Raw genomic sequence first — 24,965 nt, 5'->3', positions numbered from 1 at the left:
TGCGATCCCCGCGCGTCACCCGACGGCGGTTCGAATCGGCGGTTATCCGGTCTGGTTGGCGAGCGAGGCGAGTTGCTGGGCCAGGTAGCTGCTGGTGCTGCTCATCTGGGCGACCATCGAATCCATCGCCACGAACTGGGCCTTGTAGCGGTTGCCGACGGCTTCCATTCGCGCGTCCAGGGCCAGGCGCTGCGTGGCGACGTCCTTGATCTGGGCATTCAGGCCGCTGGTGCGCTGGGTGAAAGCCCCATTGGTGCCGATGTAGCTGCCCACGGCCGCCTGCAGCTTGCCCGCGAAGCCGCTGTCGCCGGTGAAGGCGCTGCGGATCTTCTCCGGGTTGCTGACCAGCGCGGCGGTGAACTTGCTGCTGTCGAATACCAGGGTGCCGTCGGAAGATGGATAGCCCTTGGTCTGCAGGCCCAGCGTCTTGGCGTCCAGGCCCTGCGAGGCGAGGTCGCCCAGCACGCCGCTGAGCACATTCCTCAACTGGCCCGAAGCGCTGCGCATCTGCGCGTCGCCGGTCAGGGCAGAAGGCTCATCGCTTTCTGCGTTGTACTTGGTCGAGGTGTTGATGGCGCCGATGGCCGCGTTGTACGCGGTCACGAAATCCTGGATCAGCTTGCTGGCGGCAGCGGTGTCGGTGGACACGGTGACGGTGCTGGTGCCCTTCGTCTTCACGTCCAGGGTCAGGCCGGGCACGGCGTCGGTGATCTTGTTGCCGCTGGCGGTGACGGTCAGGCCGTCGATCTTCACTTCGGCATCGGCGGCGGGGACGCGTTCCTGCAGGCTGGCGGCCAGCGCCTGCAGGTCGCTGCCACCGGAGGTGAACGCGAGCGAGATGCCGTTGGCCGCGCCGGTCTTGTCGGACGACACGGACAGGTAGAGCCCGTCATTGGACGTCAACACGCTGGCCTGCACGCCCTTGCTGCGGGCGGCGTCGTTGATCGCGCTGCGGACATCCTGCAGCGAGCTGTCCGCGTCGATGTCGATGGCCAGCGCCTCGCCGCCCACCGTCAGCGTCAATTGGCCGGCGCCGAAGGTCGTGCCGGCGGTCACCGGCTGGTTGGTGATCCATTTGTTGGCGGTGGCCAGTTCGACCACTTCGACCGCATACGTGCCGTTGGGCGTCCCGCTGCCCACCGTGGCGCCAACGACCGTGTCGGTGGCGGACTTGACGGTGCGGGTATCGAAGGCGGTGGCGGCCTTCAGCGCGGTCAGGGCCTTGTCCAGGTTGCTGAAGGCGGAACTGACCGTGCCCAGTGCGGACAGCTTGAACTTGGCCTGGCTTTCGATGCGGGTCAGGCGGTTCTCCGCAGGCGCGCGATCGGCCGCCACCAGCTGGGACACCATGCCGTTGATGTCCATCCCGGTGCCGATGCCGCCATAACCCAGCGAATAGTCTGCCATTGCCGTCTCCTGTCAGTGCCCTTCCGAAAAAGGGTGGCCGGGCGGGCCTGGCATCCGGTACCGGATGGGGCCCGCCCGTGCAGTTTCAGTAGCGGCCTGCCGCGGCCGTTCTTTAGCCCGCATCTCTCCGTCTCCCACCGCCGCCGTGGGTCCGGCGACTGGTGAGAAATGCGGGCGCAGGAGCTGATGCAGGGTTTGTGCCAGAAAGCGGTGATTGGTGATTGGCGAGGCGCTAACTCGCAGAATCCCGCCATCAATCACCAATCACCGATCACCCACAAAAAAATACCCCCTCCGTCGCCGGAGGGGGTTGGGGTACTGCCAAACGGAGGGAGACGAATCCGTCCGTGACGACAGGTAACTAGGAGGAACTGTGGATGAAGCGTGCCGCGTATCAGCGCAGCAGGGACAGCACGTTCTGGGGCACCTGGTTGGCCTGGGCCAGCATGGCCGTACCGGCCTGCTGCAGGATCTGGGTGCGGGTCAGTTCGGCGGTTTCCTTGGCGAAGTCGGTGTCGCGGATGCGGCTGCGCGAAGCGGCCAGGTTTTCCGAGCTCGTCTGCAGGTTGGCGACCACCGAGGTGAAGCGGTTCTGCACCGCACCCAGGTCGGCGCGCGCGCTGTTGACGGCCGTCAGCGCCTTGTCGACGATTTCCAGGGCCTGCTGCGCGCCCTTGAAGGTCGAGATGTCCAGGTTGCTGGCGTACTGCTTGGTCGTCGCGACGGTGCTGGCGGCCACGTCGGCCGGAGCGGTACCGCCGGTCCAGGTGCCGGTTTCCACGGCGATGCCCAGGAAGTCGCCATCCGAATCCACGCTGTCCTTGACCGAGGTCAGGTTGACGGCGCCGTTGGCACCCAGCTCGGCCAGCACGCCGGTCTCGCCGATCTTGGCGTTGATCGCGCCGACCAGCGCGGTGGCGGCGGCGTCACGCGTACCCGCGGCCGTGCCCTGCGCTGCCACTTCGACGGTGTCGATGGTGACGGCGGTGCCGTCGGCGTTCGTCAGCTGCAGGCCTTCGATCTTCAGATCGGTGGTGCCGTCGGCCGGGGTGGCCGTGGTGAACGTCGCGGTGGCGAACATCGCACCGCCCAGTGCATCGGCCTGCGCATCGACGACCTTGTCGATGGCGATGGCCTGCGACGCATTGGCACCGACCTGGAACAGCTGGCTGGTGAACGAACCGTCCAGCAGCTTGGTGCCGTTGAAATCGGCCTGCTTGGCGACGCGGTCGATTTCGGAGGTCAGCTGCTTGACTTCGGCATTCAGCGCAGCGCGGTCGGACGAAGAGTTGGTCGCGTTGGCCGACTGCACCGACAGCTCACGGATGCGCTGCAGGTTGTTGCCGATTTCGGTCAGCGAACCTTCGGCGACCTGGGCCAGCGAGATGCCGTCGTTGGCATTGCGCACGGCAACGTCCAGGCCACGGATCTGGGTGCTGAAGCGTTCGGAGATGGCCAGACCGGCGGCGTCGTCCTTGGCGCTGTTGATGCGCAGGCCGGACGAAAGACGCTGGATGGTGGTGGCCAGTGAAGCCCCGCTGCTGCTCAGATTGCGCTGCGCGTTCAGCGAGATGGTGTTGGTGTTGATGACCTGTGCCATGGAAGTTTCCTCTAGGCGGGATTACGAAGGGGAGAAGCCCGGGCCGGAAGGGGTGGCGATGGAGACCACCCGTTCCGGCGCTTCACCGCGTTAGCGGAGCAGGCTGAGCACGTTCTGGGGCACCTGGTTGGCCTGGGCCAGCATGGCCGTACCGGCCTGCTGCAGGATCTGGGTGCGGGTCAGTTCGGCGGTTTCCTTGGCGAAGTCGGTGTCGCGGATGCGGCTGCGCGAGGCGGCCAGGTTTTCCGAGCTGGTCTGCAGGTTGGCGACCACCGAGGTGAAGCGGTTCTGCACCGCACCCAGGTCGGCGCGCGCGCTGTTGACCGAGGTCAGGGCAGCGTCGACGATTTCCAGGGCCTTCTGCGCGCCTTCGAACGTGGTGATATCCAGGTCCTTGGCGAACTGCGCGGTGCCGGCGGATGCCGCCGTGGTCGCAGCCGTCAGGCCCGAACCGGTGACCGTGCCGCCCACGACCAGATCGGTGTCGGCCTTGACCGAGGTCAGGGTGACCTGATCGGCGTCGACCGAGGCGTACACGCCGGTCTCGCCCAGCTTGGCGTTGATGGCAGCGGCCAGACCCTTGGCGATGTCCTCACCGCTCGTGCCGTTCGTGTACTCGACGTCCGCGATGGTCACACCGTTGATGGTCAGGTCGGCGATGCTGCCGTCGGCGGCGGCATCGGCGATGGCCGCGCTGGTGACGTCGGCAGCGAACTTCACGTTGCCCAGTGCATCGGCCTGCGCATCGACGACCTTGTCGATGGCGATGGCCTGCGACGCATTGGCACCGACCTGGAACAGCTGGCTGGTGAACGAACCGTCCAGCAGCTTGGTGCCGTTGAAATCGGCCTGCTTGGCAACGCGGTCGATTTCGGAGGTCAGCTGCTTGACTTCGGCATTCAGCGCGGCGCGGTCGGACGAAGAGTTGGTCGCGTTGGCCGACTGCACCGACAGCTCACGGATGCGCTGCAGGTTGTTGCCGATTTCGGTCAGCGAACCTTCGGCGACCTGGGCCAGCGAGATGCCGTCGTTGGCGTTGCGCACGGCAACGTCCAGGCCACGGATCTGGGTGCTGAAGCGTTCGGAGATGGCCAGACCGGCGGCGTCGTCCTTGGCGCTGTTGATGCGCAGGCCGGACGAAAGACGCTGGATGGTGGTGGCCAGTGAAGCCCCGCTGCTGCTCAGATTGCGCTGCGCGTTCAGCGAGATGGTGTTGGTGTTGATGACCTGTGCCATGAGTTCTACTCCTTAGGCGTTTTCTGCACGGGGGAAAAGTTTTCCAACGATCCCCGCCGTGCCGCCGGGGATACCTGGTTCAGCGTTGCAACAAGCTCATTACGTTCTGCGGCACCTGGTTGGCCTGGGCCAGCATGGCCGTACCGGCCTGCTGCAGGATCTGGGTACGGGTCAGTTCGGCGGTTTCCTTGGCGAAGTCGGTGTCGCGGATGCGGCTGCGCGAAGCGGCCAGGTTTTCCGAGCTGGTCTGCAGGTTGGCGACCACCGAGGTGAAGCGGTTCTGGATCGCGCCGAGGTCGGCGCGCGAGCCGTTCACGGCCGTCAGCGCCTTGTCGACGATTTCCAGGGCCTGCTGGGCGCCGGCGAAATCCGAGATGTCCAGGTCGGACACGAACTTCGGCACTTCGCTGGTGGCGACGGCCGTCGCGGTGTACGTGCCGCCTGTGATGGCGACGCCGAAGGCCGCGAAGTCGCCGTTGGCGTCCACGCTGGTCTTGACCGAGGTCAGCTCCAGGCCGGTGCCGGCGGCATCGACGTTGGCGTAGATGCCGGTTTCGCCGAGCTTGCCGTTGATATGGGCGGCCAGCGCCTTGGCGGCGGCTTCGTTGGTGGCCGCGACCGAACCGGCGCTCTTGACGGTCAGGTCATCGAAGGCGACGGCATTGCCGGCGCTGTCGGTGAGGGTCAGACCGGTGATGGTGATGTCCGCCGTGGCGGAAGCCGCAGCCGTGATGGCCAGCGTGCCGCTGTCGAACTGCGAGCCGCCCAGGGTCAGGGCGCGGGCGTCGACCACCTTGTCGATGGCGATCGCCTGGCCGGCATTGGCGCCGACCTGGAACAGCTGGCTGGTGAACGAGCCGTCCAGCAGCTTGGTGCCGTTGAAGTCGGCCTGCTTGGCGACGCGGTCGATTTCGGAGGTCAGCTGCTTGACTTCGGCATTCAGCGCCGCGCGGTCAGAGCTGGAGTTGCTGGCGTTGGCCGACTGCACGGCCAGTTCGCGGATGCGCTGCAGGTTGTTGCCGATTTCGGTCAGCGAACCCTCGGCGACCTGGGCCAGCGAGATGCCGTCGTTGGCATTGCGCACGGCGACGTCGAGGCCGCGGATCTGGGTGCTGAAGCGTTCGGAGATGGCCAGACCGGCGGCGTCGTCCTTCGCACTGTTGATGCGCAGGCCCGACGACAGGCGCTGGATGGTGGTGGCCAATGAAGCGCCGCTGGTGCTCAGGTTGCGCTGAGCGTTGAGCGACATCGTGTTCGTGTTGATTACCTGTGCCATGTTCGTCTCCTCTTATTTGGATTCACGGCGTTGAAGGGAAAAGACGCTGCCGGTTTGTTTTGTGGTGGCTAGTCGTCTTCGTGTTGCGAAATGAATAACGGCGCTGCCGAAAAAACCTTTAGGGCAGGTGCGAAAAAATGTGTTAGGCCACGTAATCGCGCGGGAAAACCGGCGGTTTCCGGGGTGCGCGAAGTGGCCTAAAGAACGGGTGCGCGATGCCGCTAAGCGGCGGCACGGCAGGGGGCGGTGTGATCGGGGTACGCCGCTGCGCGGTGTGGAGGCGCCGGCCTCAGGGCTGCGGCGTGCGCCACGCGTCAGCGGGATCGGCCAGCAGCAACACGCCGGGCATGCGGTATTCGCAGCCGATCAATGTGCGTTGCCTGAGGCCAGGGTGTTCGCCGGGATAGATCACCAGGGCATGGAAATCATCGAGGGCGCCGGACAGGGGGGCATCGCGGCTGTCTTCCAGCGCGCGTTCCAGCTGCACCGCCGCCTGCTCGATGGAGTCATCCACCAGCAGCAGGACGCGGTTGTCGGTGATGACGACGGCATCACTGTGATGCCCCCACGCCTGCACGGGTTCGGCCAGGCGGTAAAGATCCATCATCGGCGCGCTGAACTGACGCTCGGTCTGGGTGAATTCCGTCGGACGCTCGCGGCGGAGCCGTTGCAACAGGGTGGCGAGATCGCCGTTGGCCGTGCGGCAGGTGAGGGCATCGAGCAAGGTATCGGACGGTGCGCCGGCCGCAACGGGCGCGGGCGCGGGTGGCACGTCGGTAACCGACTGTGCCGACACGACAGGTACGCCAGCCAGCCACAGCGCGGCCAGCACGAAGGAAACCGTCTTACTCGATCTGCGCATTCGCGTGGGCAGCATCCAGCGCTTCCATGGCGTCGCGCGGCTTGAGCTTGCCGGCTTTCTCGAAGGATGCCGCCGCCGCGTCTTCCTTCTTGTCGCCGTGAAGCAGCAGCAACACGTTCGCGTATTCCACGTGCGCGATGGGCGAGTCCGGTGTCAGCTTGAGCGCGGTCCTGATATGCGACTCGGCTTCACTCGCCTTGGCGCCGTAGGTCAGGCCGCCGATCATCGCGCCGATCTTGTCGATGATCTCGGCGTGGTATAGCGCCAGCGCGGTATGCGCTTCGGCATGCTTGGGATCCAGTTTCAGCGTGGCGTCCAGTGCGGTGCGGACCTTGCCCGCGATGCCCTGCTTGAGCGCCTTGGCGATGCTCAGGCCCTGGCTGTAGCGGCCGAGCGCGAAGGCGTGCCGGTAATGACTGTTGGCTTCCTCGGGCAGTGCCTTGATGGCGGCTTCGGCCAGTTTCGCGGCCTGTTCGAAGCGCTTGAGCTGCTCGGATTCGTCTTCCACCAGATAGGTGGCATGGATGCCCAGCGCCTTGACCGCGACCGAAGCGCCCAGCGGGCCCAGGACTTCACCGGCCTCATACGCGGCCTGGAAGTCGCCGCGGTGGAACGCGCGCCACGCATCCTGCAGGCGCTGCGCGAGGTCGGCGGGTTCGATGCCTTTGGCTGCCTTGCCTGCGGCAGCGATCAACGCCTTGGCGCGCTTTTCGTCGGGGTAGGGCTCCTGGTCGCCGGCATGCAGCGCCGGCCACGCCTTCTTCAATGCATCGCCCGTATAGGCGTAGCCCTTGGCGTCATGCGGAAACGCAGCCCACTTCGAAGACTTTCCTGCCATTGGTCGTCCCTCCCAGGATGCGGGGAGCATCGCCGCGAACGCGGTCGTCAGGCAACCCCTACGCATTCCGTCGCGCGAGCGGCCAATAGTGTGATTGCTCGACGCCGGCAGGACAGCATCGCGTCATGGAAGCCGGCCATCGTGGTCGGCATGTGGACTGCCCCCATGGCCGCCAGGAAGACCACCCGCAAGACCCCCGAACCCACCCTGCGCCACGTCTGGCTTGCCGGACTGGGCCTGATCGCCGTCGCGCGCCGTGAAGCCGTCGCGGCCGCGACCGATGCCGCTGGCCGGTTGCAGGCGGCGCGCGAACAGGCCGGGAGCTTCGCCGGCCAGGCGCAGCGCGACGTACTTGACCGCCTGGCCGAAGTCCGTGAACAGGGCGAGGCCCGCGTGGGCCGGTTCAGTGCCGAGGTGGAAACCCGCCTGGAACCAGTGCTGACCAAACTGGGCCTGAAGCAGCCCGCCCGGAAGGCCGCGCCCCGCGCCCGCAAGAAGCCGGTCGCCAAGCGCGCCCGCGCCACCCCCGTCCGCAAGCCGGTGGCCAAACGGCCGGCGCGCCGCAACCGGGCCTGACGGCCCACGGAAGCAACGCGTCCCGAACGCCCCGGTTCCCGGGGCGTTCTGTCATGCGTTCCCGATCAGAGGTGCGCGGTGACGGCGGGTTCGGAGAACCAGTCGTTGTCGCGGCCGTTGGCGTAGCGGATCGGGACCTGCGCCAGCGCGGCCGGCTCCATGTCGTCCAGGCAGGCCAGGTTCACCGAGTAGTAGCGGCCGCCGAGGACTTCCAGCTCGCCCCGGCCGAACGACTTCACGCCGCAGTGCCGGCAGAACAGGTGCTCGGCCGCGCCGCTGCCGAAGGGGTAGCGGGTCAGCGCCTCTTCGCCCTGCCGCAGGCGGAAAGCGTCCGGCCGGACCACCGTGCCCCAGTAGCGCGTCTTGGTACAGATCGAACAGTTGCAACGGCCACTGCCGGCGGCCAGGTCGAGGTCGACTTCGTAACGCACGGCGCCGCAATGGCAGCTGCCCTGATAGGTCTGCACGGTCATGGGGTTTCCTTCCGGCGGGAGACGAGCTTCCAGTGTGGCGGACATCGAGGACAGAATCAGTCCTCAATGGGCGGCATACTGCGCCCATGCTCAGCACATCCAACCGCCTGCTCCGCCTGCTGTCGCTGCTCCAGTCGCGCCGTCACTGGACGGGCGCGGAACTGAGCCAGCGGCTGGAAATCGACCGCCGCACGCTGCGCCGCGACGTGGAGCGCCTGCGCGAGCTCGGGTATCCCATTGATGCGTCGCCAGGCCTGGGCGGCGGCTACCGGCTGGGCTCCGGCGCGACCATGCCGCCGGTGCTGCTGGAGGATGACGAGGCCGTGGCCGTGGCGGTGGCACTGCGCACGGCGGCGGCCAGCGTGGGCCGGATGGAGGACACCGCGCTGCGGCTGCTGTCCAAGCTGGACCAGTGGTTGCCGGCGCGGTTGCGCAAGCGCGCCAGTGCCCTGTATTCGGTCACGCTGTCGCTCGCCGGCGGTGCGCCCACGTCCGATGTGGACGCGCTGCTGCGCATCGCCGGTGCCTGCCGCGACGGCTTCCGCCTGCGCATGCAGTACCGCGACCGCACGCAGCGAGCCAGCGAGCGGCTGATCGAACCGCTGCGTCTGGTGCATACCGGCAGCCGCTGGTACCTGGTGGCTTGGGACCTGAAACGCGAGGACTGGCGGACGTTCCGCGTGGACCGTGTGCAGGCGCTGCACGATACCGGCACCCAGTTCCCGCCGCGCGACTTTCCCGGCGACGTGGCGGACTACGTCGCGAAATCGATCACCCAGCCGTTCACCCGCTTCCAGGTGAGGCTGCGGCTGCCGGGGTCGGTGGAAGAGCAGGCGACACGGGTGCCCACCTGGTGCGGGATCCTGGAAGCCGGCGATGCACACCACTGCGTGCTGGAGCTGGGCGCCGAATCCGTCGAGGCGCTGCTCGCGCTGCTGGCCCTGGTGGGGCCGGAGTTCGAGATGCTGGATGATCGTGGCCTGCTGCCGGAACTGCGTGCGGCGTCGGCGCGGCTGGGCGATGCGCTGGCGGCGGCCTGATTCCCGGCTTCGCCGAAGTAATGTTGGAGGGGCTCAGCCCCGATGCCTTTCCCATGATCCTCGTTGATCTGACTGCACAGCGTCGGAGCTGAAGCCCCTCCCACGGGCAAGCACGCTAGTTGGTATAGGCCTGCGTCAGCGTGTTCAGGTGCACGCGTTCCGCGTCGCGCAGGAACGGTGCCACCAGCATCATCACCTGCACGATGCCTTGGCGGATGGCGGCCTGTTCGTCCTTCTCGCCACGCGTCGACGCGTAGTTCAGCCAGAAAGTGGAGATGACCAGCACGTTGGTGGCGGTGGCGGCCAATTCTGCGGCCGACGCCCGCATCACGCCGGCTTGGCCCATGCCGCGCATCACCGCATGCGCGCTGTCATCGGCGCGCTTGAGGATGCGGGCGAAGCGCATGCGCAGCCGCCGGTTGCGGCTCAGGATTTCCACCAGGTCCCGATACAGGAAGCGGTAGTCCCAGATGCACTCGAACACCAGGTGCAACTGCAGCCAGATGTCCTCCAGCCCCGGCAGCCGGTCGGTGGGGGGCGTCAGCGCAGCATCCATCCGCTCTTCGTACCGCGCGAAGAGCTGCTCGATGATGTCGTCCTTGTTGCGGAAGTGGTAGTACAGGTTGCCCGGGCTGATCTCCAGCTCGTCGGCGATGTGGTTGGTGGTGACATGCGGCTCGCCCTGCGTGTTGAACATCGCGAGGGCGGCGTCGAGGATGCGCTGGCGGGTATCGCGCGCCACGTCGGGCTTCAGGCCAGCAGCTTCTTCACCAGGTCCACGTACTTCTTCTGTGCGTCTTCCTGCGCCGTGCCCTTGAGCTTGGCCCAGGCTTCGTACTTGGCGGTACCGACGAAGTCGAAGAAACCCGGCTTGTCACCCTTCACATCACCTTCTGCGCCTTGTTTGTAAAGGCCGTAAAGCCGCAGCAACGTGTCGTTGTCCGGGCGCTCGGACAGCGTCTGGATGTCCTTGGATGCCTGGTCGAACGCGCTCTTGAGGTCTGCCATGGATGATCCCTCCCAGTGATCCAGGCCATCACACCACGGGTGGTGGAAGCGGTCAATGCGTGACGGGATTGTCGAATCTGGGCGGCTCTGGCAAGTTAGGCCGCAGGGCAGTCGGAGGGGCTCGCCCATACAACTTGAGGATAGGGGTCGTCATGAGCTATTTCGTCACGGGCGCCACAGGATTCATTGGCCGTTACCTGGTCGGCAATCTCCTCAAGCGCAGCGGGACGGTCCACGTGCTGGTCCGCAAGGACTCGCAGAAGAAGTTCGACGCCATCGCGAAGAAGGCCGGCTGGGACATGAAGCGCGTGTCCGTGGTGCACGGCGACATGACCAAGCCAAAGTGCGGCCTGACGCCTGCCCAGCTGCGTGCACTGACCGGCAAGGTGAAGCACTTCTTCCATCTGGCGGCCATCTATGACCTGACCGCGACCCGCGAAGCGCAACAGGCCGCCAACATCGACGGCACCCAGCATGCGCTCGATCTGGCCGCCGCACTGAAGGCCGGGTGCTTCCACCACACCAGTTCCATCGCGGCGGCCGGGCTGTATCCGGGCATCTTCCGCGAGGACATGTTCGAGGAAGCCGAAGGACTGGATGATCCCTACCTGCGCACCAAGCACGAATCCGAGGGGCTGGTGCGCAACGAGAAGCGCATCAAATGGCGCATCTACCGTCCGGGCATGGTGGTGGGCCATTCGAAGACCGGCGAGATCGACAAGATCGACGGCCCGTACTACTTCTTCACCCTGATCAAGAAACTACGCGAACTGCTGCCACCGTGGATGCCGGTGCTCGGCATCGAGGGTGGGCGCATCAATATCGTGCCGGTGGATTTCGTGGCCGATGCGATGGACCACATCGCGCACAAGCCGAAGCTGGACGGACACACGTTCCATCTGACCGATCCGGAACCGATGCGCGTGGGTGAGGTGCTGAACACCTTCGCCCGCGCCGGCCATGCGCCGGAAATGACGATGCGCCTGGATGCGCGCATGTTCGCCTTCGTCCCCAGCGGGATCCGCGCGGCGGTCGGCAACCTGCCGCCGGTACGCCGTTTCATCGGCATGCTGCTGCGCGACTTCAAGATCCCGAAGGAAGTGTTGAAGTTCATCACCTATCCGACGCGCTTCGACAGCCGCGAGACCGAGCGGGCGCTGAAGGGTAGCGGCATCGCCGTGCCGCGCCTGGACGACTACGCCTGGCGCCTGTGGGATTACTGGGAGCGCCACCTCGATCCGGACCTGTTCATCGACCGCTCGCTGAAGGGCAAGGTGCGCAACAAGGTGGTGGTGATCACCGGCGGCTCGTCCGGCATCGGCTTGTCGACGGCGCAACGCGTGGCAGAAGCCGGTGCCACCACGATCATCGTGGCGCGTGGCGAGGAAGAATTGTTCAAGGCCCGCGACGACATGAAGAAGGCGGGCGGCAAGGTGTTCGCATACACCGCCGACCTGGCCGACATGGCCGATTGCGACCGGCTGGTGAAGACCGTGCTGGACGAGCATGGCCATGTGGACATCCTGATCAACAATGCGGGTCGCTCGATCCGCCGTTCCATCGAGGCCAGCTACGACCGCTTCCACGATTTCGAGCGCACGATGCAGCTGAACTATTTCGGCAGCATCCGCCTGATCATGGGCTTCCTGCCCAAGATGACCGAGCGTCGCAAGGGCCACATCATCAACATCAGTTCCATCGGCGTGCTGGCCAATTCACCGCGTTTCTCTGCCTACGTCGCATCGAAGGCGGCGCTGGATGCGTTCAGCCGCTGCGCGCAGGGCGAGCTGTCGGGCAAGGGCATCAGCTTCACCACCATCAACATGCCGCTGGTGAAGACGCCGATGATCGCGCCGACCAAGATGTACGACAGCGTGCCGACGCTGTCGCCGGAGGAGGCGGCCGACCTGCTGGTGAAGGCCATCATCGAGAAGCCAAGCCGCATCGCCACGCGCCTGGGCATCTTCGCGGCGCTGGTCAACGCCGTGGCGCCGAAGGCCTACGAGGTGGTGATGAACACTGCGTTCGAGTTGTTCCCGGATTCGGCCGCAGCCAAGGGCGACCGCAAGGCGTTGAAGGAAGCAGCGCCCAGCCAGGAGCAGATCGCGTTCGCGTCGTTGATGCGGGGCGTGCACTGGTAGCGCTTTGCATAGAGCCGAGCCTGCTCGGCTCTATGCCGCCACGTCACTGACACAGGAGCAGCGGAACAAACCCCGCTCTACGCGTCCTGGGGGTCCGCCCACCGCAACGGCACCGCCTGCATGTTTCGCATATGCAGCGCCAGCGGTTCGATCCGGGACCACAGGAAGTCACGCAGCTCGGCGTCTTCGACTGTCTCGACCATCGCACCATGGAAACAGGCCAGCCAGCCGCTGGCTTCCTCCATGCCGATCCGGAAGGGCAGGTGGCGGGCGCGCAGCATGGGAGCACCGTGCTTCTGCGTGAACAGCGGTGGGCCACCCAGCCAGCCGCTGAGGAACTCGAACAGCTTCTGCTCGCTGCCGTCGAGCGTGGCCGGATGCTGCGCGCGGACGGCGGCGGCTTCCGGCAACGTGTCCATCAGCGCGTACATGCGTTGGGTTATCCGGCGCAGGCAGGCTTCACCGCCGATGCGGTCGTAAGGCGTAGGAGCGGCAGGATCGTTCATTGAAACGGGACGTGGGTCGACGGCAGCACGATCATCCTGCAGCGCTGCCCGGGCGCACAGCGACGAAGTGTCGCGGCGGAATCACATCGTCTTGCACTGGCGCCAGCGCACCGGCTCGCTGCTGCCCGGTGGCGGGTTGAGCTGCACGCGGGTGGCGCGCAGCGCCGGGTAGCGCTCCAGTTCCAGGCAGATCCACGGCCATATTTCCTTCTCGCTGCCCATGCGATCGATGCTCAGCGTCAGCTTGGTCTGCCAGACGCCGCGGGTAATGCCGGGGGTTTTCGACAGCGCCTGGAGCACGCTGCGCATCTGTGCTTCCAGTTCTTCCTGCGTCGGTTCGCGGAAGGCTTCCTGCGGCGCAGGCGTGGCGGGTGCAGGTGCGCTGACCGTTCGTGCCGGCACGGTTGCTGCCGGCCGTGCATCGACGCTCGTGTCCGCCGCCTGCCTGCCGGCCCATCCCGCCATGGCGAGGGCACCGAGCGTCACCGCCCCGAGCCAGCTGATGCCGACATGCCGTTTGGCGCGTGCCGATGCATAGGTCACGATCTGCTCGCGCAGGCTCGGCTCGATAAGGTGTCGGACTTCCGGCCACAGCCGCGGCCCGTCGAGCAACTCGATGTTGTTGCCCTGGGCCGCCTCCCGGCCTTCCTTTTCCACTTTGCCCTCGGTGGCGAGGATGCCGCCGCTGGCCGCACCCAGGCGGATGCTGGCCGCAAGTTCCTGTACCGGGGCAGCGGCGATCCGGTAGGCCGAACCGTGCTTGCACGAGAGCAGCCACTTTTCCTGGCCGCGCGCGAGCAGGAAGGTCGTCTGGGGTTCGCGGGACTCCTGGGGGTCGGGGCCGGTTTCGACCAGGCCACGGCCTGCCATCGCGGCAAGGACGAGTTTCGAGAATTCCCTCCAGCGCAATCCGGACAGGGCATGCAGCCCGTAGGACATTTCGTCGCTGGGGCGCCGCACAAGCCAGAGATAGGCGGTGGCTGCCGCACCGGTCACAAGGGTGACCGCCAAACCGAGGAGCCAAATGGACATGCGTCGCGGGTGCGTTGTTGTTATTAGGCCCGCGATTCTACCGGGCCGCACCCACGGCTGTCTGTGCTGGCGGGTGCCCGCGCCGGGCGGCAGGCAAAGAAAAGCCCGCCAGTCCGAAGCCGTAAGGGGAGGGGAGCAAACGAACTTCGATGGACTGGCGGGCTGGAATGATTGTTACGCCATTCGATGTTGCCGCGCAACAAAATTTTATTCAGAAATACGCATGAAAATGCGCATGCAACCTTATGGTGCAGCCTTCTTGCGCGCTGCACGTTTCGCGGGCGTTTTCTTCGCGGCAGGCGCCGGTTTTTTGACGGCCGGCTTGGTGCTGCGCTTGGCACGGGACGGCTTGGTGGCCGGTGCACCGCCCATCGTGCGCAGTTGGGCATTCAGTGCGTCAACACGATCGATGAGCGCGGACAGATCCTCGCGGCTGGGCACCTCGAGACGGCGCAGCGCGCGATGCACGCGCTCTTCGAACACCTTCTCCAGACGGTCCCAGGTATCCGACGCGCGTTCGCGCGCCTGGCCGACGGTGGTCTCCATCGCATCGCGCATGGCCTGGGCCTTGCCGCCCGCCACCTTGCGCGTGGTCTGCTCCAGCGACAGGCCTTCCTTCACCAGCGTTTCGAACAGCTTGGTGCCTTCGGCCTGCGCGCGCCCGAAAGCGCCCACGCCTGCCAGCCATACCTGCTGTGCGGATTCGCCCAGGCGCTTGGACATCTGCTCGGCCTGGGCCTGCAGGTTGTCGTTCTTGGAAGCGGATGCAGAAGCGGTCTTCTTGCGTGCGGATTTCTTCAGCGTGGCCATGGCGTTCCGTCGGTGGGTGGTGTCGGGGATTGCGCGCCAGAATCGGCGTGCTGTCTAGAGTTTTCACACCAGCCGGTGACGCGGCCGTGAGTACATCAGCCGCGACGGGCCGCGCGATGCCGCGACACGAGCTGGTCCACGTCGTCCAGGGCACGCCGCAGGCGCGCCGTGGTTTCGGTCATCCGCGGCATCACGTCCAGCCCGTCGAGGATGGAACGGTGGCGGTCGTTGACGATGTCCTCGTTGTAGCGGATGCCGTGCGCGGCCAGCATGGGCTTGAGCACCGACGCGCGCTTGCGCAGGTCGGCCAGCGTGTTGCGGTAGGCCAGCTGGCAGACCCGGTGGCGCGAAGAGAAGCTGAAGAGATTGGTGAAGAACAGTTCGCTGTCGTCCGAATTGGGCTCGAACACCAGCTGGTCGATATCCGGGTAGCGATGCGGATATTTCTCCATGCCGATCTGCATGCGCGACTGCAGCAGAGTGCGCAGGGTCTGCGACAGCACGGCCGGGAGGCCGCCGCTTGCGAGGCCCACCTGTTCGGCTTCGTCGGCCTGGGGCGTGGCCTGGTTCGCATCGAACGGCACCAGCGGGTTGATGCCGATCATCAGGTCGATGCCACGGTCCAGGACCGTGCTGGCATGCATGGTCCGGCGCAGGGCGCCATCGAGGAAATGCCGGCCCCCGATCTCCACTGGGGGATACAGGCCGGGCAGGGCGGAGCTGGCCTGCACGGCGCGTGAGATCGGGATGTCGTCCCAGCCTTCCTCGCCGAAGCGCACGGCCTCGCCGCTGTCGAGATCGACCGCGACGACGAAGAGATCCGCGTCGAGCGTGCGGAAGTCATTGCTGCGGCCACGGCGGCTGAAGATGTCGCGCAGGAAACGCTCCACTTCCTCGTTGTCGAAGATGCCGGTGGGTACCAGGCCGCCAAAACGCAGGAACATGTCGGACCAGCGCGTCGCGCGGCGCGGATTGCGTACCAGCCGGTTCAGCCAGTCGGCGTACAGGCCGGGGAGGCTGGCCGCACGGCGCAGGTACTCGCCGACATTCGGGCGCAGGAAGGTTTCGGGCCGGAATTCCGCATCGTCGCTGGTGCCGGTGATGAAGATGCGGCACATCTCGGCCGTGCCCATCCGGTTGGCCAGCCCGGCGGCGAGGAATGCACCGGAACTGACGCCGACATAGCAGTCCATCCGGGTCAGGTCCAGGCCGTCGAGGGCTTCGTCCAGGGCACGCAGCGCGCCCAGCTCGTACATGCCCCCGATGGGACCGCCGCCGGCGATGGCCAGCCCGATCTTGCCGTTGTGGCCCCGCCGCCGCGCACTGTGGATCGAAAGCATGTACTACCCGTGGTGACCTTGCCGCCCGAGTGTAGCCGACCCGCCGCCGGGTTGCGGCGCCCGCAGCGGCCCCGGATCATGGCCGGCATGGCCTCAGGAAATCCCTTGATCGAACGCGTTGGCAGACGCCTGGCCTGGCACCAGGCCCTGCATGATCCGGTGCAGGAGCCCCGCAATCGGCTGCGCTGGCTGCCGGAGCTGCGGCGCTGGCAGGCGGCACGGCTGGAGACCAGCTTCGAGCATTTCCTGAACGACCCGACGCGGCGCGCGGCGGCGATGTTCTTCCTGACCGACGTCTATGGCGACCATGACTTCAGCAAGCGCGACGCCAATGTCGCAAAGGTGATGCCGATGATGCAGCGCCTGCTGCCAGGCGCCGTGCTGGAGACCGTGGCGCACGGGATCGAACTGGGCGTGCTGACGCACGCGCTGGACATGCGGATGGCCGAGGCGCTGCATCGGCTGGCGCCGAATCGCCGCAAGCTGGACGCCGGACTGTACGGGCGTGCCTATCGTGAGGTGGGCCTGCCGCGCTTGCGCGGGCACCAGATCGACCTGATCGCCGAGGTGGGAGTGGGCCTGGCGCGAGCGGTGAAGACGCCCGGCGTCGCCACCCTGCTCAAGCTGTCGCGCGGCCCGGCAAAGGCTACCGGGCTGGGTGAGCTACAGGGATTCCTGGAACGGGGATTCGCGGCCTTCGCCGCACTCGGCGACGGCAAGGCTTTCGTGCGCGACATCGAGCGGGCAGAGCGCGCCGTGTCGCAGCGATTGTTCGAGGACGAACCCGACCCGTTCCGCGACTGACGTTCAGTCGAACTTGTCGCTCAGGACCCGACGGATCTCGGCTTCGATGGGGCCTTTCATCGCCGACAGCAGGAAGCCCAGGTTGGCGGTGACGCGCAGCGTGTCGGCGAGCAGGGCGATCTTTCCGTCCACACCCGAACGGCTGAAGTTCAGCGTGTCGCCGTCCCAGCCGTACTCCATGTCGAAGCGCTCGGACAGTTTCTTTGCCACGTCTTCGACCGCCTTGCGCGCCTGCTTCGGCGACTTGGAATGCGGGTGCAGGATATCGATGCTGGCCATGCGGGGCTCCCTTTGTCCGGCGCTATTCTGCGCAGCGTGATGGGCATGTGCCAAGCCGGGGCTGCCGGATGCGCCTCAACCTGATAGGCTCGCGGGGCGTGCAGAACCTCAGACTTCACTTCGCAAATCGCCCTTCGCCCGACCGGCCGCTCACCACCGGCGTGCACCGCATCGTGCGTGAAGCGGCGGGCACGGTCGGTGTCGGCGATGCGCTGCAGGGTGCGCTGCTCGCGCAGATCTGCGTGGACCGGCGCGGCCTGTGGTTGCAGGTGGCCAACGGCATGCGGGGCGTGCACATCAACGGCCGTCCGGTGAAACGGATGGCGGTGCTGCGTCCGGGCGATGCGGTCTACGTGGAAGGCGTGGAACTGCTGCTGCAGTCGGGCTACCAGTCGGCCGCGGACCTGCGGGAAAGCGACGCCGGCCAGGGCGATGTCCGTGTGGTGCTGCGGGGCCTGGGCGGCAAGTACCACGGCAAGAGTGTGTCCCTCGAGCAGCCGCGCGTGGTCGGACGTGCGCGCGATGCCCATATCCGCGTGGACGACCCGGCGTTCGCCGAGCGCCATGCCCGGCTCGAACTGCGCGGTGAACGCGTCCTGCTGCGCGATCTGGGATCCGCCGATGGCACCCGGGTGAACGGTGTGGCGGTGCGCGATGCGCTGCTCGTGGCCGGCGACCAGATCGTCTTCGATGCACAGCATCGTTTCGTGCTGGAGGTGCCGTGGGCGCCCAGCGCCAAGTCGGACGAGCCTGCGCAGCAGGACGAAACAGGGCCGACACCCGCAGCCGGCGACATCGCCCCGGCGTCGTCATCATCCGTGTTGCGTTGGCCCTGGCTGCTGCTGGCAGCCTTGCTGATGGCCGGCGCGCTCAGCGCGCTGTTGCTGTTCGGCGCAGGCTGATCTTCTTCCAGGCGCGCCACCCCAGCAGCGCGGCCAGGATGCCCGCATACAGCAGCGGCTCGCGGATGTCCGACTTCACCAGCCACCAGAAGTGCAGCACGGCGAGCACTCCGATCGCATAGACGAGCTTGTGCAGCTGGCCCCAGCGCCGGCCGAGCCGACGCATCCAGCCCTGGGTGGAGGTGATCGCCAGCGGCACCAGCAGCAGCCACGCGGTGAAGCCGACGGTGATATAGGGACGCTTGACGATCTCTTCGAAGATCTGCGTCCAGTAGCCGCGCAGGTCCAGCGCCAGGTAGGCCGACAGGTGCAGCGTGGCGTAGAAGAACGCGTACAGGCCCAGCATGCGCCGGAAGCGCAGCAGCACGGCCTTGCCCGTCAACTGGCGCAGCGGCGTGATGGCCAGGGCCACCATCAGCAGCCGCAGCGCCCACAGGCCGGTACGGTGCTCGATCTCCGCCACCGGGTCCGCGCCCAGTGCATCGCTTCCTGTCTGCCATACGTCGAAGAACTGCCAGGACAGGATCGCCAGCGGAGTGAGTGCCAGGGCATGGACCAGGGTCTTGGCGGCGATGATGCGCGGGGTTGTCTTGGTCATGCAGGGGTCAGGTCGATGTCAGGAGGAGGGCGATGCGGTGATCGGGTGCGGGAGGGCAGGAACCGGAATTCAGGATGCCGTGGGTTGCAAGCCCGCCGGACCGCCCTTGATCGCAGCGCCCCCCAAGGACCTGCTTGCGGGCACGGGCGCTCGTGGTGAGCCTGTCGAACCACGCTTTTTGCGGAGTGTTTGAAGAACCTGCTTGTGTCGCGTCGAAATGCGCGGCCCGGATTTCCACGAGGTTTCGGAGGGCGTGGTTCGACAGGCTCACCACGAACGGGTCTTGAGGCCCCGGCACGATCGGGCCATCAATACCACTTCTTCAGGTCCAGGCCTGCATACAGTGACGCCACCTGGTCGGCATAGCCATTGAACATGCGTGTCGGGATGCGCTCGGCGAACAGCTTGCTCTGTTTGCCGGCGATGCGGCGCTCGGTCTTCTGGCTCCAGCGTGGATGGTCGACACTGGGATTCACGTTGGAGAAGAACCCGTACTCCGACGGCTGCAGGTCATGCCACGCGGTTTCGGGCATCTTTTCGACGAACTTGATCTCGACGATCGACTTGATGCTCTTGAACCCATACTTCCACGGCACCACCAGGCGCAGCGGCGCGCCGTTCTGCTGCGGCAGCGGCTTGCCGTACAGGCCGGTGGCCAGCAGGGTGAGGGGATGCATCGCCTCGTCGATGCGCAGGCCCTCGCGGTAGGGCCAGTTGATCGAGCGGTAGCGCACGCCGGGCATCTGCACCGGATCGGCCAGTGTGGTGAAGGCGACGTACTTGGCCTTGGCGGTCGGCTGGAACTTCTTCAGCACCTCGCCCAGTGGCACGCCCAGCCATGGGATCACCATCGACCAGCCTTCGACGCAGCGCAGGCGATAGATGCGCTCTTCGGGTGTCAGCCCCTTCAGGAGGTCTTCGAGCGCGATCCGGCCCGGCTTCGCGCATTCGCCGCCCACCACCACCGACCACGGCGAAGTCTTCAGTGTCTTGCGTGCGGTGGACGGGTCGGCCTTGCCGGTGCCGAACTCGTAGAAGTTGTTGTAACTCGCCACGTCTTCGTACCGGGTCAGTTCCTCTGTCGTGCGGAATCCGGACCGGGCCTGCTCGGGCGTCACCGTCATCCTGGGGGGCGGAGGCGGCTCGGCCTCCGCACAACCGGACAGGGCCAGCGCCGGCGCCATCGCGAAGGCACGCAGCAGGGCGCGCCGCTCCCGGTATACGGACTCGTCGGTGATCTCGGAGGAGGGGATTCGCAAGGCGTCGCGCAGGGACATGGGGAAACTCCGGAACGTTGCAGGTGTTCTTGGACGCCTGTGCGGCGGGAAAATTCCCGGCCTGGGGAGGATCTGCTGCAAGCCTATACGTCCATGGCCCGGTGCGGGATGCAGTCCGCCCGCATTTCATGCCCCAACTTGCGCATGGTTGCCCATGCAACGGATGCCCTGCGGCATACTAGCCGTTCATTCTTCCAGGTGCCCCATGACGCGCGCGTTCAACTTCAGTGCCGGTCCCGCCACGTTGCCCGAGTCGGTGTTGCGGCAGGCCCAGGCCGAGATGCTCGACTGGAACGGCATCGGCGCGTCCATCGTGGAAATCAGCCACCGCAGCCAGGATTTCATCGCCGTGGCCGCACAGGCCGAGGCCGACCTGCGCGCCCTGGTCGGCATCCCGGACGACTACGCCGTGCTGTTCCTGTCCGGTGGTGCCACCACCCACCAGGCCCTGCTTGCACTGAACTTCGCCGCCCCAGGCCAGGTGGTCGACTACGTGGTGACCGGCCACTGGGGCAAGACCGCGATCAAGCAGGCCAGGCCGTACTGCACCGTCAACATCGCCGCCGATGGCGAGGCCGGCGGCTTCCACGACATCCCGGCCCGTAGTACCTGGCAGCTCACGCCGGATGCGGCCTACGTGCACATCACCGCCAACGAGACCATCCACGGCGTCGAGTTCCGCGACACCCCGGACGTGGGCGACGTGCCGCTGTTCGCCGATTTCAGCTCCTCGATCGCTTCCGAGCCGCTGGACGTATCGAAGTACGGCGTGATCTATGCCGGTGCGCAGAAGAACCTCGGCCCGGTCGGCGTGGCGGTGGTCATCATCCGCAAGGACCTGTTCGAGCGCAGCGGGCAGCCGCGGGCCGACATCTTCGACTACCGCTCGCATGCCGAACGCGACTCCATGCTCAACACGCCGCCGACCTGGAACTGGTACCTGGCCGGGCTGGTGTTCAAGTGGATGCTTGCCGAAGGCGGCGTGGCCGAATTCGCGCGCCGCAACGCGATGAAGTCATCGCTGGTCTACGGTGCCATCGATGCGTCGGGCGGCTTCTACCGCAATGAAGTGGCCCCGGCCGTGCGGTCGCGGATGAATATCCCGTTCTTCCTGCCCGACGAGACGCTGACCTCGCGCTTCGTGGCCGAATCCAAGGCCGCCGGCCTGCTGGCGCTGAAGGGGCACAAGGCGGTCGGTGGCATCCGCGCTTCGCTGTACAACGCGCTGCCGGTGGAAGGCGCACAGGCGCTGGTGCAGTTCATGCAGGATTTCCAGCAGCGTAACGGATGATCAAAGCTGTTGTAGGAGCGACGTGAGTCGCGACCGCCAACCTTCAGGTCGCGACTCACGTCGCTCCTACAGAAAGCTTCCCCAGGAAACTTGAAACATGGCCTCCAAGCCCAGCAAACCCACCAAGAAGCCTGCAGCCAGCAAGAAGACCGAAGCCACGCCCGCTCCGGCCCTCTCCGACGTGCGCGCCAAGATCGACGGCATCGACCGCCAGATCCAGTCGCTGATCGCCGAGCGCGCGCGCTTCGCCCACCAGGTCGGCAAGGCCAAGGGCAAGCTCGCCGCCGCCGTCGACTACTACCGTCCCGAGCGCGAGGCCCAGGTGTTGCGCATGGTGGTGGACCGCAACGAAGGCCCGCTCAGCGACGAAGTGCTGGTGCATGTGTTCCGCGAGATCATGTCGGCCTGCCTGGCGCAGCAGGAGCCATTGAAGATTGGCTACCTCGGCCCCGAAGGCACTTTCAGCCAGCAGGCCGTGCTCAAGCATTTCGGCCGCTCGGCGCACGGGCTGCCGCTGGCGAGCATCGAAGAAGTGTTCCAGGAAGTGGCCAGCGGCAATGCCGATTTCGGCGTGGTGCCGGTGGAGAACTCGGGGCAGGGCACGATCCAGATCACCCTGGACATGTTCCTGACCTCGGACCTGAAGATCTGCGGCGAAGTCGAGCTGCGGGTGCACCAGTTCCTGATGTCGCGCACGGGCCGCATCGACGACATCGAGCGCATCTACGCGCACCCGCAGTCCTTCGCGCAGACGGCGGGCTGGCTGCGTGCCAACCTGCCGAAGGTGGAGAAGGTGCCGGTGTCGAGCAACGCCGAGGGCGCGCGCCGCGCGCGCGGCAATGACGACGCAGCCGCCATCGGCGGCGAAAGCGCCGCCCACGTGTACGGCCTGAAGAAGGTCGTCATGAGCCCGATTCAGGACGACAAGGACAACACCACGCGCTTCCTGGTGATCGGCCGCAGCATCTTCCCGCCGTCGGGCCACGACCGCACCTCCGTGCTGGTCTTCATCCACGACAAGCCCGGCGCGCTGTTCGACGTGCTCAGCCCGTTCGCGCGCCACGGCATCAGCATGAACCGCATCGAGTCGCGGCCCTCGCACCACGCCAAGTGGGAGTACGGTTTCTTCATCGACTTGGCCGGCCACATCGATGACGAGGCGATGAAACAGGCGCTGGCCGAACTGAAACAGCATTCGGCGCAGATCAAGGTGCTGGGCTCGTATCCGGTCGCGGTGCCTTGACGCACATCCTTCCTCCGCTTGCGGGGGAAGGTGCCCGAAGGGCGGATGGGGGCGAACCGTGAATGCTTGCCCCCAGCGCCCGCTTGCCCCACCCCAGCCCTCCCCCGCAAGCGGGGGAGGGGGCAGAACACGAGAGATGGAATGAGCAGCAAGCAAGACTGGATCGCATCCGCAGGCCAACCTCTGAGCGGCACCCTCGACATCCCCGGCGACAAGTCGGTGTCCCACCGCGCGGTGATGTTCGCCGCGCTGGCGGACGGCATGTCGACGATCGACGGTTTCCTGGAAGGCGAGGACACCCGTGCCACCGCCGCGATCTTCTCGCGGCTCGGCGTACGCGTGGAGACCCCGTCGCCGTCGCGGCGCGTCGTGCACGGCGTGGGCGTGGATGGCCTGAAGCCTGCGGAGGGTGCGCTGGACTGCGGCAACGCCGGCACCGGCATGCGCCTGCTGGCCGGGCTGCTGGCGGCGCAGCCGTTCGACAGCGTGCTGGTCGGCGACGAATCCTTGTCCAAGCGCCCCATGCGCCGCGTCACCGGGCCGCTTTCCTCGATGGGCGCGCGCATCGACACCGAAGAAGGCGGCCTGCCACCGTTGCGCATCCACGGCGGCCAGCCGTTGACGGGCATCGACTACACGCTGGAAGTCGCCAGTGCCCAGGTGAAGTCCGCCGTCCTGCTGGCGGGCCTGTATGCCGATGGCGAAACCCTCGTGCGCGAGCCGCATCCCACCCGCGACTACACCGAGCGCATGCTGAAGGCGTTCGGCGTGGACATCGACTTCTCGCCCGGCTTCGCGCGCCTGCGCGGCGGGCAGCGCCTGAAGGCGACCGACATCGCCGTGCCCGCGGATTTTTCGTCGGCCGCGTTCTTCCTGGTCGCCGCCAGCATCATTCCCGGGTCCGAGCTGCGCCTGCGCGCCGTCGGCCTGAATCCGCGCCGCACCGGCCTGCTGCAGGCGCTGCGCCTGATGGGTGCGGACATCAGCGAAGAGAATGCCAGCGAGCACGGCGGCGAGCCGGTGGCCGATCTGGTGGTGCGTCACGCGCCGCTGCAGGGCATCGAGGTGCCAGAAGCGCTGGTGCCGGACATGATCGATGAGTTCCCCGCGCTGTTCGTCGCGGCGGCAGCGGCGAACTGTCCCACGGTTGTGCGCGGTGCTGCGGAACTGCGGGTGAAGGAATCCGACCGCCTGGCCAGCATGGCCAACGGCCTGCGTGCGCTCGGCCTGCGCGTGGACGAGACGCCCGACGGCGCGACGATCTTTCCGGGCCCGCTGCACGGCGGCACCGTGGATTCCCACGGCGACCACCGCATCGCGATGGCGTTCTCCATCGCCGGGCAGGTCGCAACTGGCGAAGTGCGCATCGGCGATGTCGCCAACGTGGCGACCTCGTTCCCGAACTACGACGGCCTGGCGACCGGCGCGGGGTTTGCGTTGCGGAAGGCGTGACGCTTTCGCTTTCTGTAGGAGCGACGTGAGTCGCGACCGCAGACCCCGGGTTCCTGTATTGCTCTCCCGTTCCGCGCCTATCCCGCGGTTGCTTGCCGTGATCCTGTTGCGGAAGGACCATGGTCGCGACTTACGTCGCTCCTACAAGAAGCCAGGCATGAGAAAGGGGGACGCGCGCGCGTCCCCCTTTTTCTCTCCTCGTCAGCTCCCTGTGCGGAGCGGTGCAGCGCTTAGATGGGCTTGAAGTCCACCGGCACCTTCACGCTGGTGGCGATCGCCTTGCCATTGCGCATGGCCGGCTCGAAGCGCCACTGGCGCACGGCGGTCAGCGCGGCGCGATCCAGGTCGCGTTCACCGCTGCGCTCGACCACGCGCACGTCGATCGGGTGGCCCTGCGCATCGACCTCGGCCAACACCACGACGGTACCGCCGACACCGGCGCGCAGCATCGAGGCCGGATACTTCGGCTCGGCGTTGCTGGCCAGCGGACGGGCATCGCGGCTGATCGAAGCCGGACGAGCGGCCGCAGTGCGCTCGGCGCGCTTGCGGTCGGCCGTGGCGGCCGCGCGCTCATTGGTCGGCGCATTGGCGGCATCATCCGCCACCGGGGCAGGCAGCGTGGCGACCGGCGTTTCGGTGCCGGCATGTCGCGACTGCGTCCACCACACCAGGCCTGCAGCCGTGACCGCGAGGGCCAGCAGCATCAGCAGTACGGGCGAGGTGGTGCGGCGCGGTTCCACCGTGGTGTCTTCCACGGTATCCGGGGTGCGGTACTCGTTGTTTGTGGGAATCGACATGTGAACCTCCGTTTCGCGTTGTGGGTTCCGCGTTGGAACGGGGCCGAGTCTTGGCGGGGCGATGTTTGCGATGCGTGATGTCGCGATGAAACGGGCCGGTTTGAGTTCAGGTACTGGAACCCGCGTTCACGTGTGTGCAGGTCGCGTGCATACGGCAAGCGCTTCGGGATCGCGCCA

The 24,965-nt window shown here is 66.6% G+C and carries 25 protein-coding genes; 8 read left to right on the top strand and 17 right to left on the bottom strand.

What is annotated here, in order from left to right; all coding sequences use genetic code 11:
- Positions 1–42: 42 nt before the first annotated feature.
- The 6 genes from fliD to IB223_RS15330 form a co-directional block, all read right to left on the bottom strand.
- Positions 43–1,407: a flagellar filament capping protein FliD gene (gene fliD / locus IB223_RS15355; RefSeq protein WP_192202637.1), complete on the bottom strand. Its 1,365-nt coding sequence runs from the start codon at positions 1,405–1,407 to the stop codon at positions 43–45.
- A 394-nt stretch (positions 1,408–1,801) separates the two neighbouring features.
- Positions 1,802–3,007 (bottom strand): flagellin, encoded by a 1,206-nt coding sequence (locus tag IB223_RS15350; RefSeq protein ID WP_192202636.1) that lies wholly within the window; start codon positions 3,005–3,007, stop codon positions 1,802–1,804.
- 90 nt (positions 3,008–3,097) lie between these two features.
- Complete coding sequence (locus IB223_RS15345) at positions 3,098–4,243, bottom strand: flagellin (RefSeq protein ID WP_192202635.1); 1,146 nt, start codon at positions 4,241–4,243, stop codon at positions 3,098–3,100.
- Between the two features lie 79 nt (positions 4,244–4,322).
- Positions 4,323–5,519 carry a flagellin gene (locus IB223_RS15340; protein WP_142124886.1) on the bottom strand — a complete coding sequence of 399 codons (1,197 nt, stop codon included), beginning with the start codon at positions 5,517–5,519 and terminating at the stop codon, positions 4,323–4,325.
- 289 nt (positions 5,520–5,808) lie between these two features.
- On the bottom strand, positions 5,809–6,381 hold the full coding sequence (locus IB223_RS15335) for a hypothetical protein (RefSeq protein WP_192202634.1): 573 nt from the start codon (positions 6,379–6,381) through the stop codon (positions 5,809–5,811).
- Positions 6,365–7,219, bottom strand: a complete 855-nt coding sequence (locus IB223_RS15330) for a hypothetical protein (RefSeq protein WP_192202633.1) — start codon at positions 7,217–7,219, stop codon at positions 6,365–6,367. Before IB223_RS15330 ends, IB223_RS15335 begins: the two co-directional genes overlap by 17 nt.
- A gap of 165 nt (positions 7,220–7,384) precedes the next feature.
- Between IB223_RS15330 and IB223_RS15325 the strand changes: the two genes are divergently transcribed.
- Complete coding sequence (locus tag IB223_RS15325; protein ID WP_192202632.1) at positions 7,385–7,795, top strand: hypothetical protein; 411 nt, start codon at positions 7,385–7,387, stop codon at positions 7,793–7,795.
- A gap of 65 nt (positions 7,796–7,860) precedes the next feature.
- Here IB223_RS15325 and IB223_RS15320 read toward each other — a convergent pair whose 3' ends face one another.
- The gene (locus IB223_RS15320) at positions 7,861–8,268 is read right to left on the bottom strand and encodes a GFA family protein (RefSeq protein ID WP_192202631.1); all 408 of its coding nucleotides are present in this window, start codon (positions 8,266–8,268) and stop codon (positions 7,861–7,863) included.
- A gap of 86 nt (positions 8,269–8,354) precedes the next feature.
- Here IB223_RS15320 and IB223_RS15315 point away from each other — a divergent pair, with 86 nt between their 5' ends.
- Positions 8,355–9,308, top strand: a complete 954-nt coding sequence (locus IB223_RS15315; protein ID WP_192202630.1) for a YafY family protein — start codon at positions 8,355–8,357, stop codon at positions 9,306–9,308.
- Between the two features lie 115 nt (positions 9,309–9,423).
- Here the strand turns inward: IB223_RS15315 and IB223_RS15310 are convergent, their stop codons facing one another.
- Complete coding sequence (locus IB223_RS15310) at positions 9,424–10,050, bottom strand: TetR/AcrR family transcriptional regulator (RefSeq protein WP_192202629.1); 627 nt, start codon at positions 10,048–10,050, stop codon at positions 9,424–9,426.
- Positions 10,051–10,058: 8 nt separating this feature from the next.
- Complete coding sequence (locus IB223_RS15305; RefSeq protein WP_192202628.1) at positions 10,059–10,316, bottom strand: acyl-CoA-binding protein; 258 nt, start codon at positions 10,314–10,316, stop codon at positions 10,059–10,061.
- Between the two features lie 152 nt (positions 10,317–10,468).
- Here IB223_RS15305 and IB223_RS15300 point away from each other — a divergent pair, with 152 nt between their 5' ends.
- Positions 10,469–12,457, top strand: a complete 1,989-nt coding sequence (locus tag IB223_RS15300; RefSeq protein WP_192202627.1) for an SDR family oxidoreductase — start codon at positions 10,469–10,471, stop codon at positions 12,455–12,457.
- 77 nt (positions 12,458–12,534) lie between these two features.
- Here IB223_RS15300 and IB223_RS15295 read toward each other — a convergent pair whose 3' ends face one another.
- From IB223_RS15295 to IB223_RS15280, 4 genes are all read right to left on the bottom strand, one after another.
- Complete coding sequence (locus IB223_RS15295) at positions 12,535–12,963, bottom strand: group II truncated hemoglobin (RefSeq protein ID WP_192202626.1); 429 nt, start codon at positions 12,961–12,963, stop codon at positions 12,535–12,537.
- Between the two features lie 81 nt (positions 12,964–13,044).
- Positions 13,045–13,995, bottom strand: a complete 951-nt coding sequence (locus IB223_RS15290) for a restriction endonuclease (RefSeq protein WP_192202625.1) — start codon at positions 13,993–13,995, stop codon at positions 13,045–13,047.
- A gap of 243 nt (positions 13,996–14,238) precedes the next feature.
- Positions 14,239–14,805, bottom strand: coding sequence for a phasin family protein (locus tag IB223_RS15285; RefSeq protein ID WP_192202624.1), 567 nt, complete (start codon positions 14,803–14,805; stop codon positions 14,239–14,241).
- 95 nt (positions 14,806–14,900) lie between these two features.
- Positions 14,901–16,145: a patatin-like phospholipase family protein gene (locus IB223_RS15280; RefSeq protein WP_192202623.1), complete on the bottom strand. Its 1,245-nt coding sequence runs from the start codon at positions 16,143–16,145 to the stop codon at positions 14,901–14,903.
- Positions 16,146–16,250: 105 nt separating this feature from the next.
- On the opposite strand from IB223_RS15280, the gene IB223_RS15275 reads away from it, so the two are divergent.
- On the top strand, positions 16,251–16,949 hold the full coding sequence (locus tag IB223_RS15275) for a hypothetical protein (RefSeq protein ID WP_225591125.1): 699 nt from the start codon (positions 16,251–16,253) through the stop codon (positions 16,947–16,949).
- Positions 16,950–16,952: 3 nt separating this feature from the next.
- Here the strand turns inward: IB223_RS15275 and IB223_RS15270 are convergent, their stop codons facing one another.
- Positions 16,953–17,228, bottom strand: coding sequence for a polyhydroxyalkanoic acid system family protein (locus tag IB223_RS15270; protein WP_192202621.1), 276 nt, complete (start codon positions 17,226–17,228; stop codon positions 16,953–16,955).
- Between the two features lie 98 nt (positions 17,229–17,326).
- On the opposite strand from IB223_RS15270, the gene IB223_RS15265 reads away from it, so the two are divergent.
- On the top strand, positions 17,327–18,130 hold the full coding sequence (locus IB223_RS15265; protein WP_192202791.1) for an FHA domain-containing protein: 804 nt from the start codon (positions 17,327–17,329) through the stop codon (positions 18,128–18,130).
- On the opposite strand, the gene msrQ is transcribed toward IB223_RS15265, so the two are convergent.
- Together msrQ and msrP are read right to left on the bottom strand one after the other, a co-directional pair.
- The gene (gene msrQ, locus IB223_RS15260) at positions 18,099–18,728 is read right to left on the bottom strand and encodes a protein-methionine-sulfoxide reductase heme-binding subunit MsrQ (protein ID WP_192202620.1); all 630 of its coding nucleotides are present in this window, start codon (positions 18,726–18,728) and stop codon (positions 18,099–18,101) included. The two genes, IB223_RS15265 and msrQ, sit on opposite strands and share 32 nt — an antisense overlap.
- A gap of 308 nt (positions 18,729–19,036) precedes the next feature.
- Positions 19,037–20,005: a protein-methionine-sulfoxide reductase catalytic subunit MsrP gene (gene msrP / locus IB223_RS15255; protein ID WP_192202619.1), complete on the bottom strand. Its 969-nt coding sequence runs from the start codon at positions 20,003–20,005 to the stop codon at positions 19,037–19,039.
- A 205-nt stretch (positions 20,006–20,210) separates the two neighbouring features.
- Between msrP and serC the strand changes: the two genes are divergently transcribed.
- The 3 genes from serC to aroA all read left to right on the top strand — a co-directional run bounded on the left by serC (position 20,211) and on the right by aroA (position 23,991).
- The gene (gene serC / locus IB223_RS15250) at positions 20,211–21,296 is read left to right on the top strand and encodes a phosphoserine transaminase (RefSeq protein ID WP_192202618.1); all 1,086 of its coding nucleotides are present in this window, start codon (positions 20,211–20,213) and stop codon (positions 21,294–21,296) included.
- Between the two features lie 97 nt (positions 21,297–21,393).
- Positions 21,394–22,539 (top strand): prephenate dehydratase, encoded by a 1,146-nt coding sequence (gene pheA, locus IB223_RS15245; RefSeq protein WP_192202617.1) that lies wholly within the window; start codon positions 21,394–21,396, stop codon positions 22,537–22,539.
- A 141-nt stretch (positions 22,540–22,680) separates the two neighbouring features.
- Positions 22,681–23,991 (top strand): 3-phosphoshikimate 1-carboxyvinyltransferase, encoded by a 1,311-nt coding sequence (gene aroA / locus IB223_RS15240; protein WP_192202616.1) that lies wholly within the window; start codon positions 22,681–22,683, stop codon positions 23,989–23,991.
- A 230-nt stretch (positions 23,992–24,221) separates the two neighbouring features.
- On the opposite strand, the gene IB223_RS15235 is transcribed toward aroA, so the two are convergent.
- Complete coding sequence (locus IB223_RS15235; protein WP_192202615.1) at positions 24,222–24,788, bottom strand: energy transducer TonB; 567 nt, start codon at positions 24,786–24,788, stop codon at positions 24,222–24,224.
- Between the last annotated feature and the right edge of the window lie 177 nt (positions 24,789–24,965).

The organism is Pseudoxanthomonas sp. PXM03, from assembly GCF_014852005.1.
Lineage (GTDB): Bacteria > Pseudomonadota > Gammaproteobacteria > Xanthomonadales > Xanthomonadaceae > Pseudoxanthomonas_A.
This window is presented reverse-complemented; position numbering and strand designations above follow the sequence as displayed.

Bases quoted from the DNA above. Each gene is read 5' to 3' on its own strand.
- fliD (WP_192202637.1), bottom strand. From the start codon at position 1,407: ATGGCAGACTATTCGCTGGGTTATGGCGGCATCGGCACCGGGATGGAC.
- IB223_RS15350 (WP_192202636.1), bottom strand. From the start codon at position 3,007: ATGGCACAGGTCATCAACACCAACACCATCTCGCTGAACGCGCAGCGC.
- IB223_RS15345 (WP_192202635.1), bottom strand. From the start codon at position 4,243: ATGGCACAGGTCATCAACACCAACACCATCTCGCTGAACGCGCAGCGC.
- IB223_RS15340 (WP_142124886.1), bottom strand. From the start codon at position 5,519: ATGGCACAGGTAATCAACACGAACACGATGTCGCTCAACGCTCAGCGC.
- IB223_RS15335 (WP_192202634.1), bottom strand. From the start codon at position 6,381: ATGCGCAGATCGAGTAAGACGGTTTCCTTCGTGCTGGCCGCGCTGTGG.
- IB223_RS15330 (WP_192202633.1), bottom strand. From the start codon at position 7,219: ATGGCAGGAAAGTCTTCGAAGTGGGCTGCGTTTCCGCATGACGCCAAG.
- IB223_RS15325 (WP_192202632.1), top strand. From the start codon at position 7,385: ATGGCCGCCAGGAAGACCACCCGCAAGACCCCCGAACCCACCCTGCGC.
- IB223_RS15320 (WP_192202631.1), bottom strand. From the start codon at position 8,268: ATGACCGTGCAGACCTATCAGGGCAGCTGCCATTGCGGCGCCGTGCGT.
- IB223_RS15315 (WP_192202630.1), top strand. From the start codon at position 8,355: ATGCTCAGCACATCCAACCGCCTGCTCCGCCTGCTGTCGCTGCTCCAG.
- IB223_RS15305 (WP_192202628.1), bottom strand. From the start codon at position 10,316: ATGGCAGACCTCAAGAGCGCGTTCGACCAGGCATCCAAGGACATCCAG.
- IB223_RS15300 (WP_192202627.1), top strand. From the start codon at position 10,469: ATGAGCTATTTCGTCACGGGCGCCACAGGATTCATTGGCCGTTACCTG.
- IB223_RS15295 (WP_192202626.1), bottom strand. From the start codon at position 12,963: ATGAACGATCCTGCCGCTCCTACGCCTTACGACCGCATCGGCGGTGAA.
- IB223_RS15290 (WP_192202625.1), bottom strand. From the start codon at position 13,995: ATGTCCATTTGGCTCCTCGGTTTGGCGGTCACCCTTGTGACCGGTGCG.
- IB223_RS15285 (WP_192202624.1), bottom strand. From the start codon at position 14,805: ATGGCCACGCTGAAGAAATCCGCACGCAAGAAGACCGCTTCTGCATCC.
- IB223_RS15280 (WP_192202623.1), bottom strand. From the start codon at position 16,145: ATGCTTTCGATCCACAGTGCGCGGCGGCGGGGCCACAACGGCAAGATC.
- IB223_RS15270 (WP_192202621.1), bottom strand. From the start codon at position 17,228: ATGGCCAGCATCGATATCCTGCACCCGCATTCCAAGTCGCCGAAGCAG.
- msrQ (WP_192202620.1), bottom strand. From the start codon at position 18,728: ATGACCAAGACAACCCCGCGCATCATCGCCGCCAAGACCCTGGTCCAT.
- msrP (WP_192202619.1), bottom strand. From the start codon at position 20,005: ATGTCCCTGCGCGACGCCTTGCGAATCCCCTCCTCCGAGATCACCGAC.
- serC (WP_192202618.1), top strand. From the start codon at position 20,211: ATGACGCGCGCGTTCAACTTCAGTGCCGGTCCCGCCACGTTGCCCGAG.
- pheA (WP_192202617.1), top strand. From the start codon at position 21,394: ATGGCCTCCAAGCCCAGCAAACCCACCAAGAAGCCTGCAGCCAGCAAG.
- aroA (WP_192202616.1), top strand. From the start codon at position 22,681: ATGAGCAGCAAGCAAGACTGGATCGCATCCGCAGGCCAACCTCTGAGC.
- IB223_RS15235 (WP_192202615.1), bottom strand. From the start codon at position 24,788: ATGTCGATTCCCACAAACAACGAGTACCGCACCCCGGATACCGTGGAA.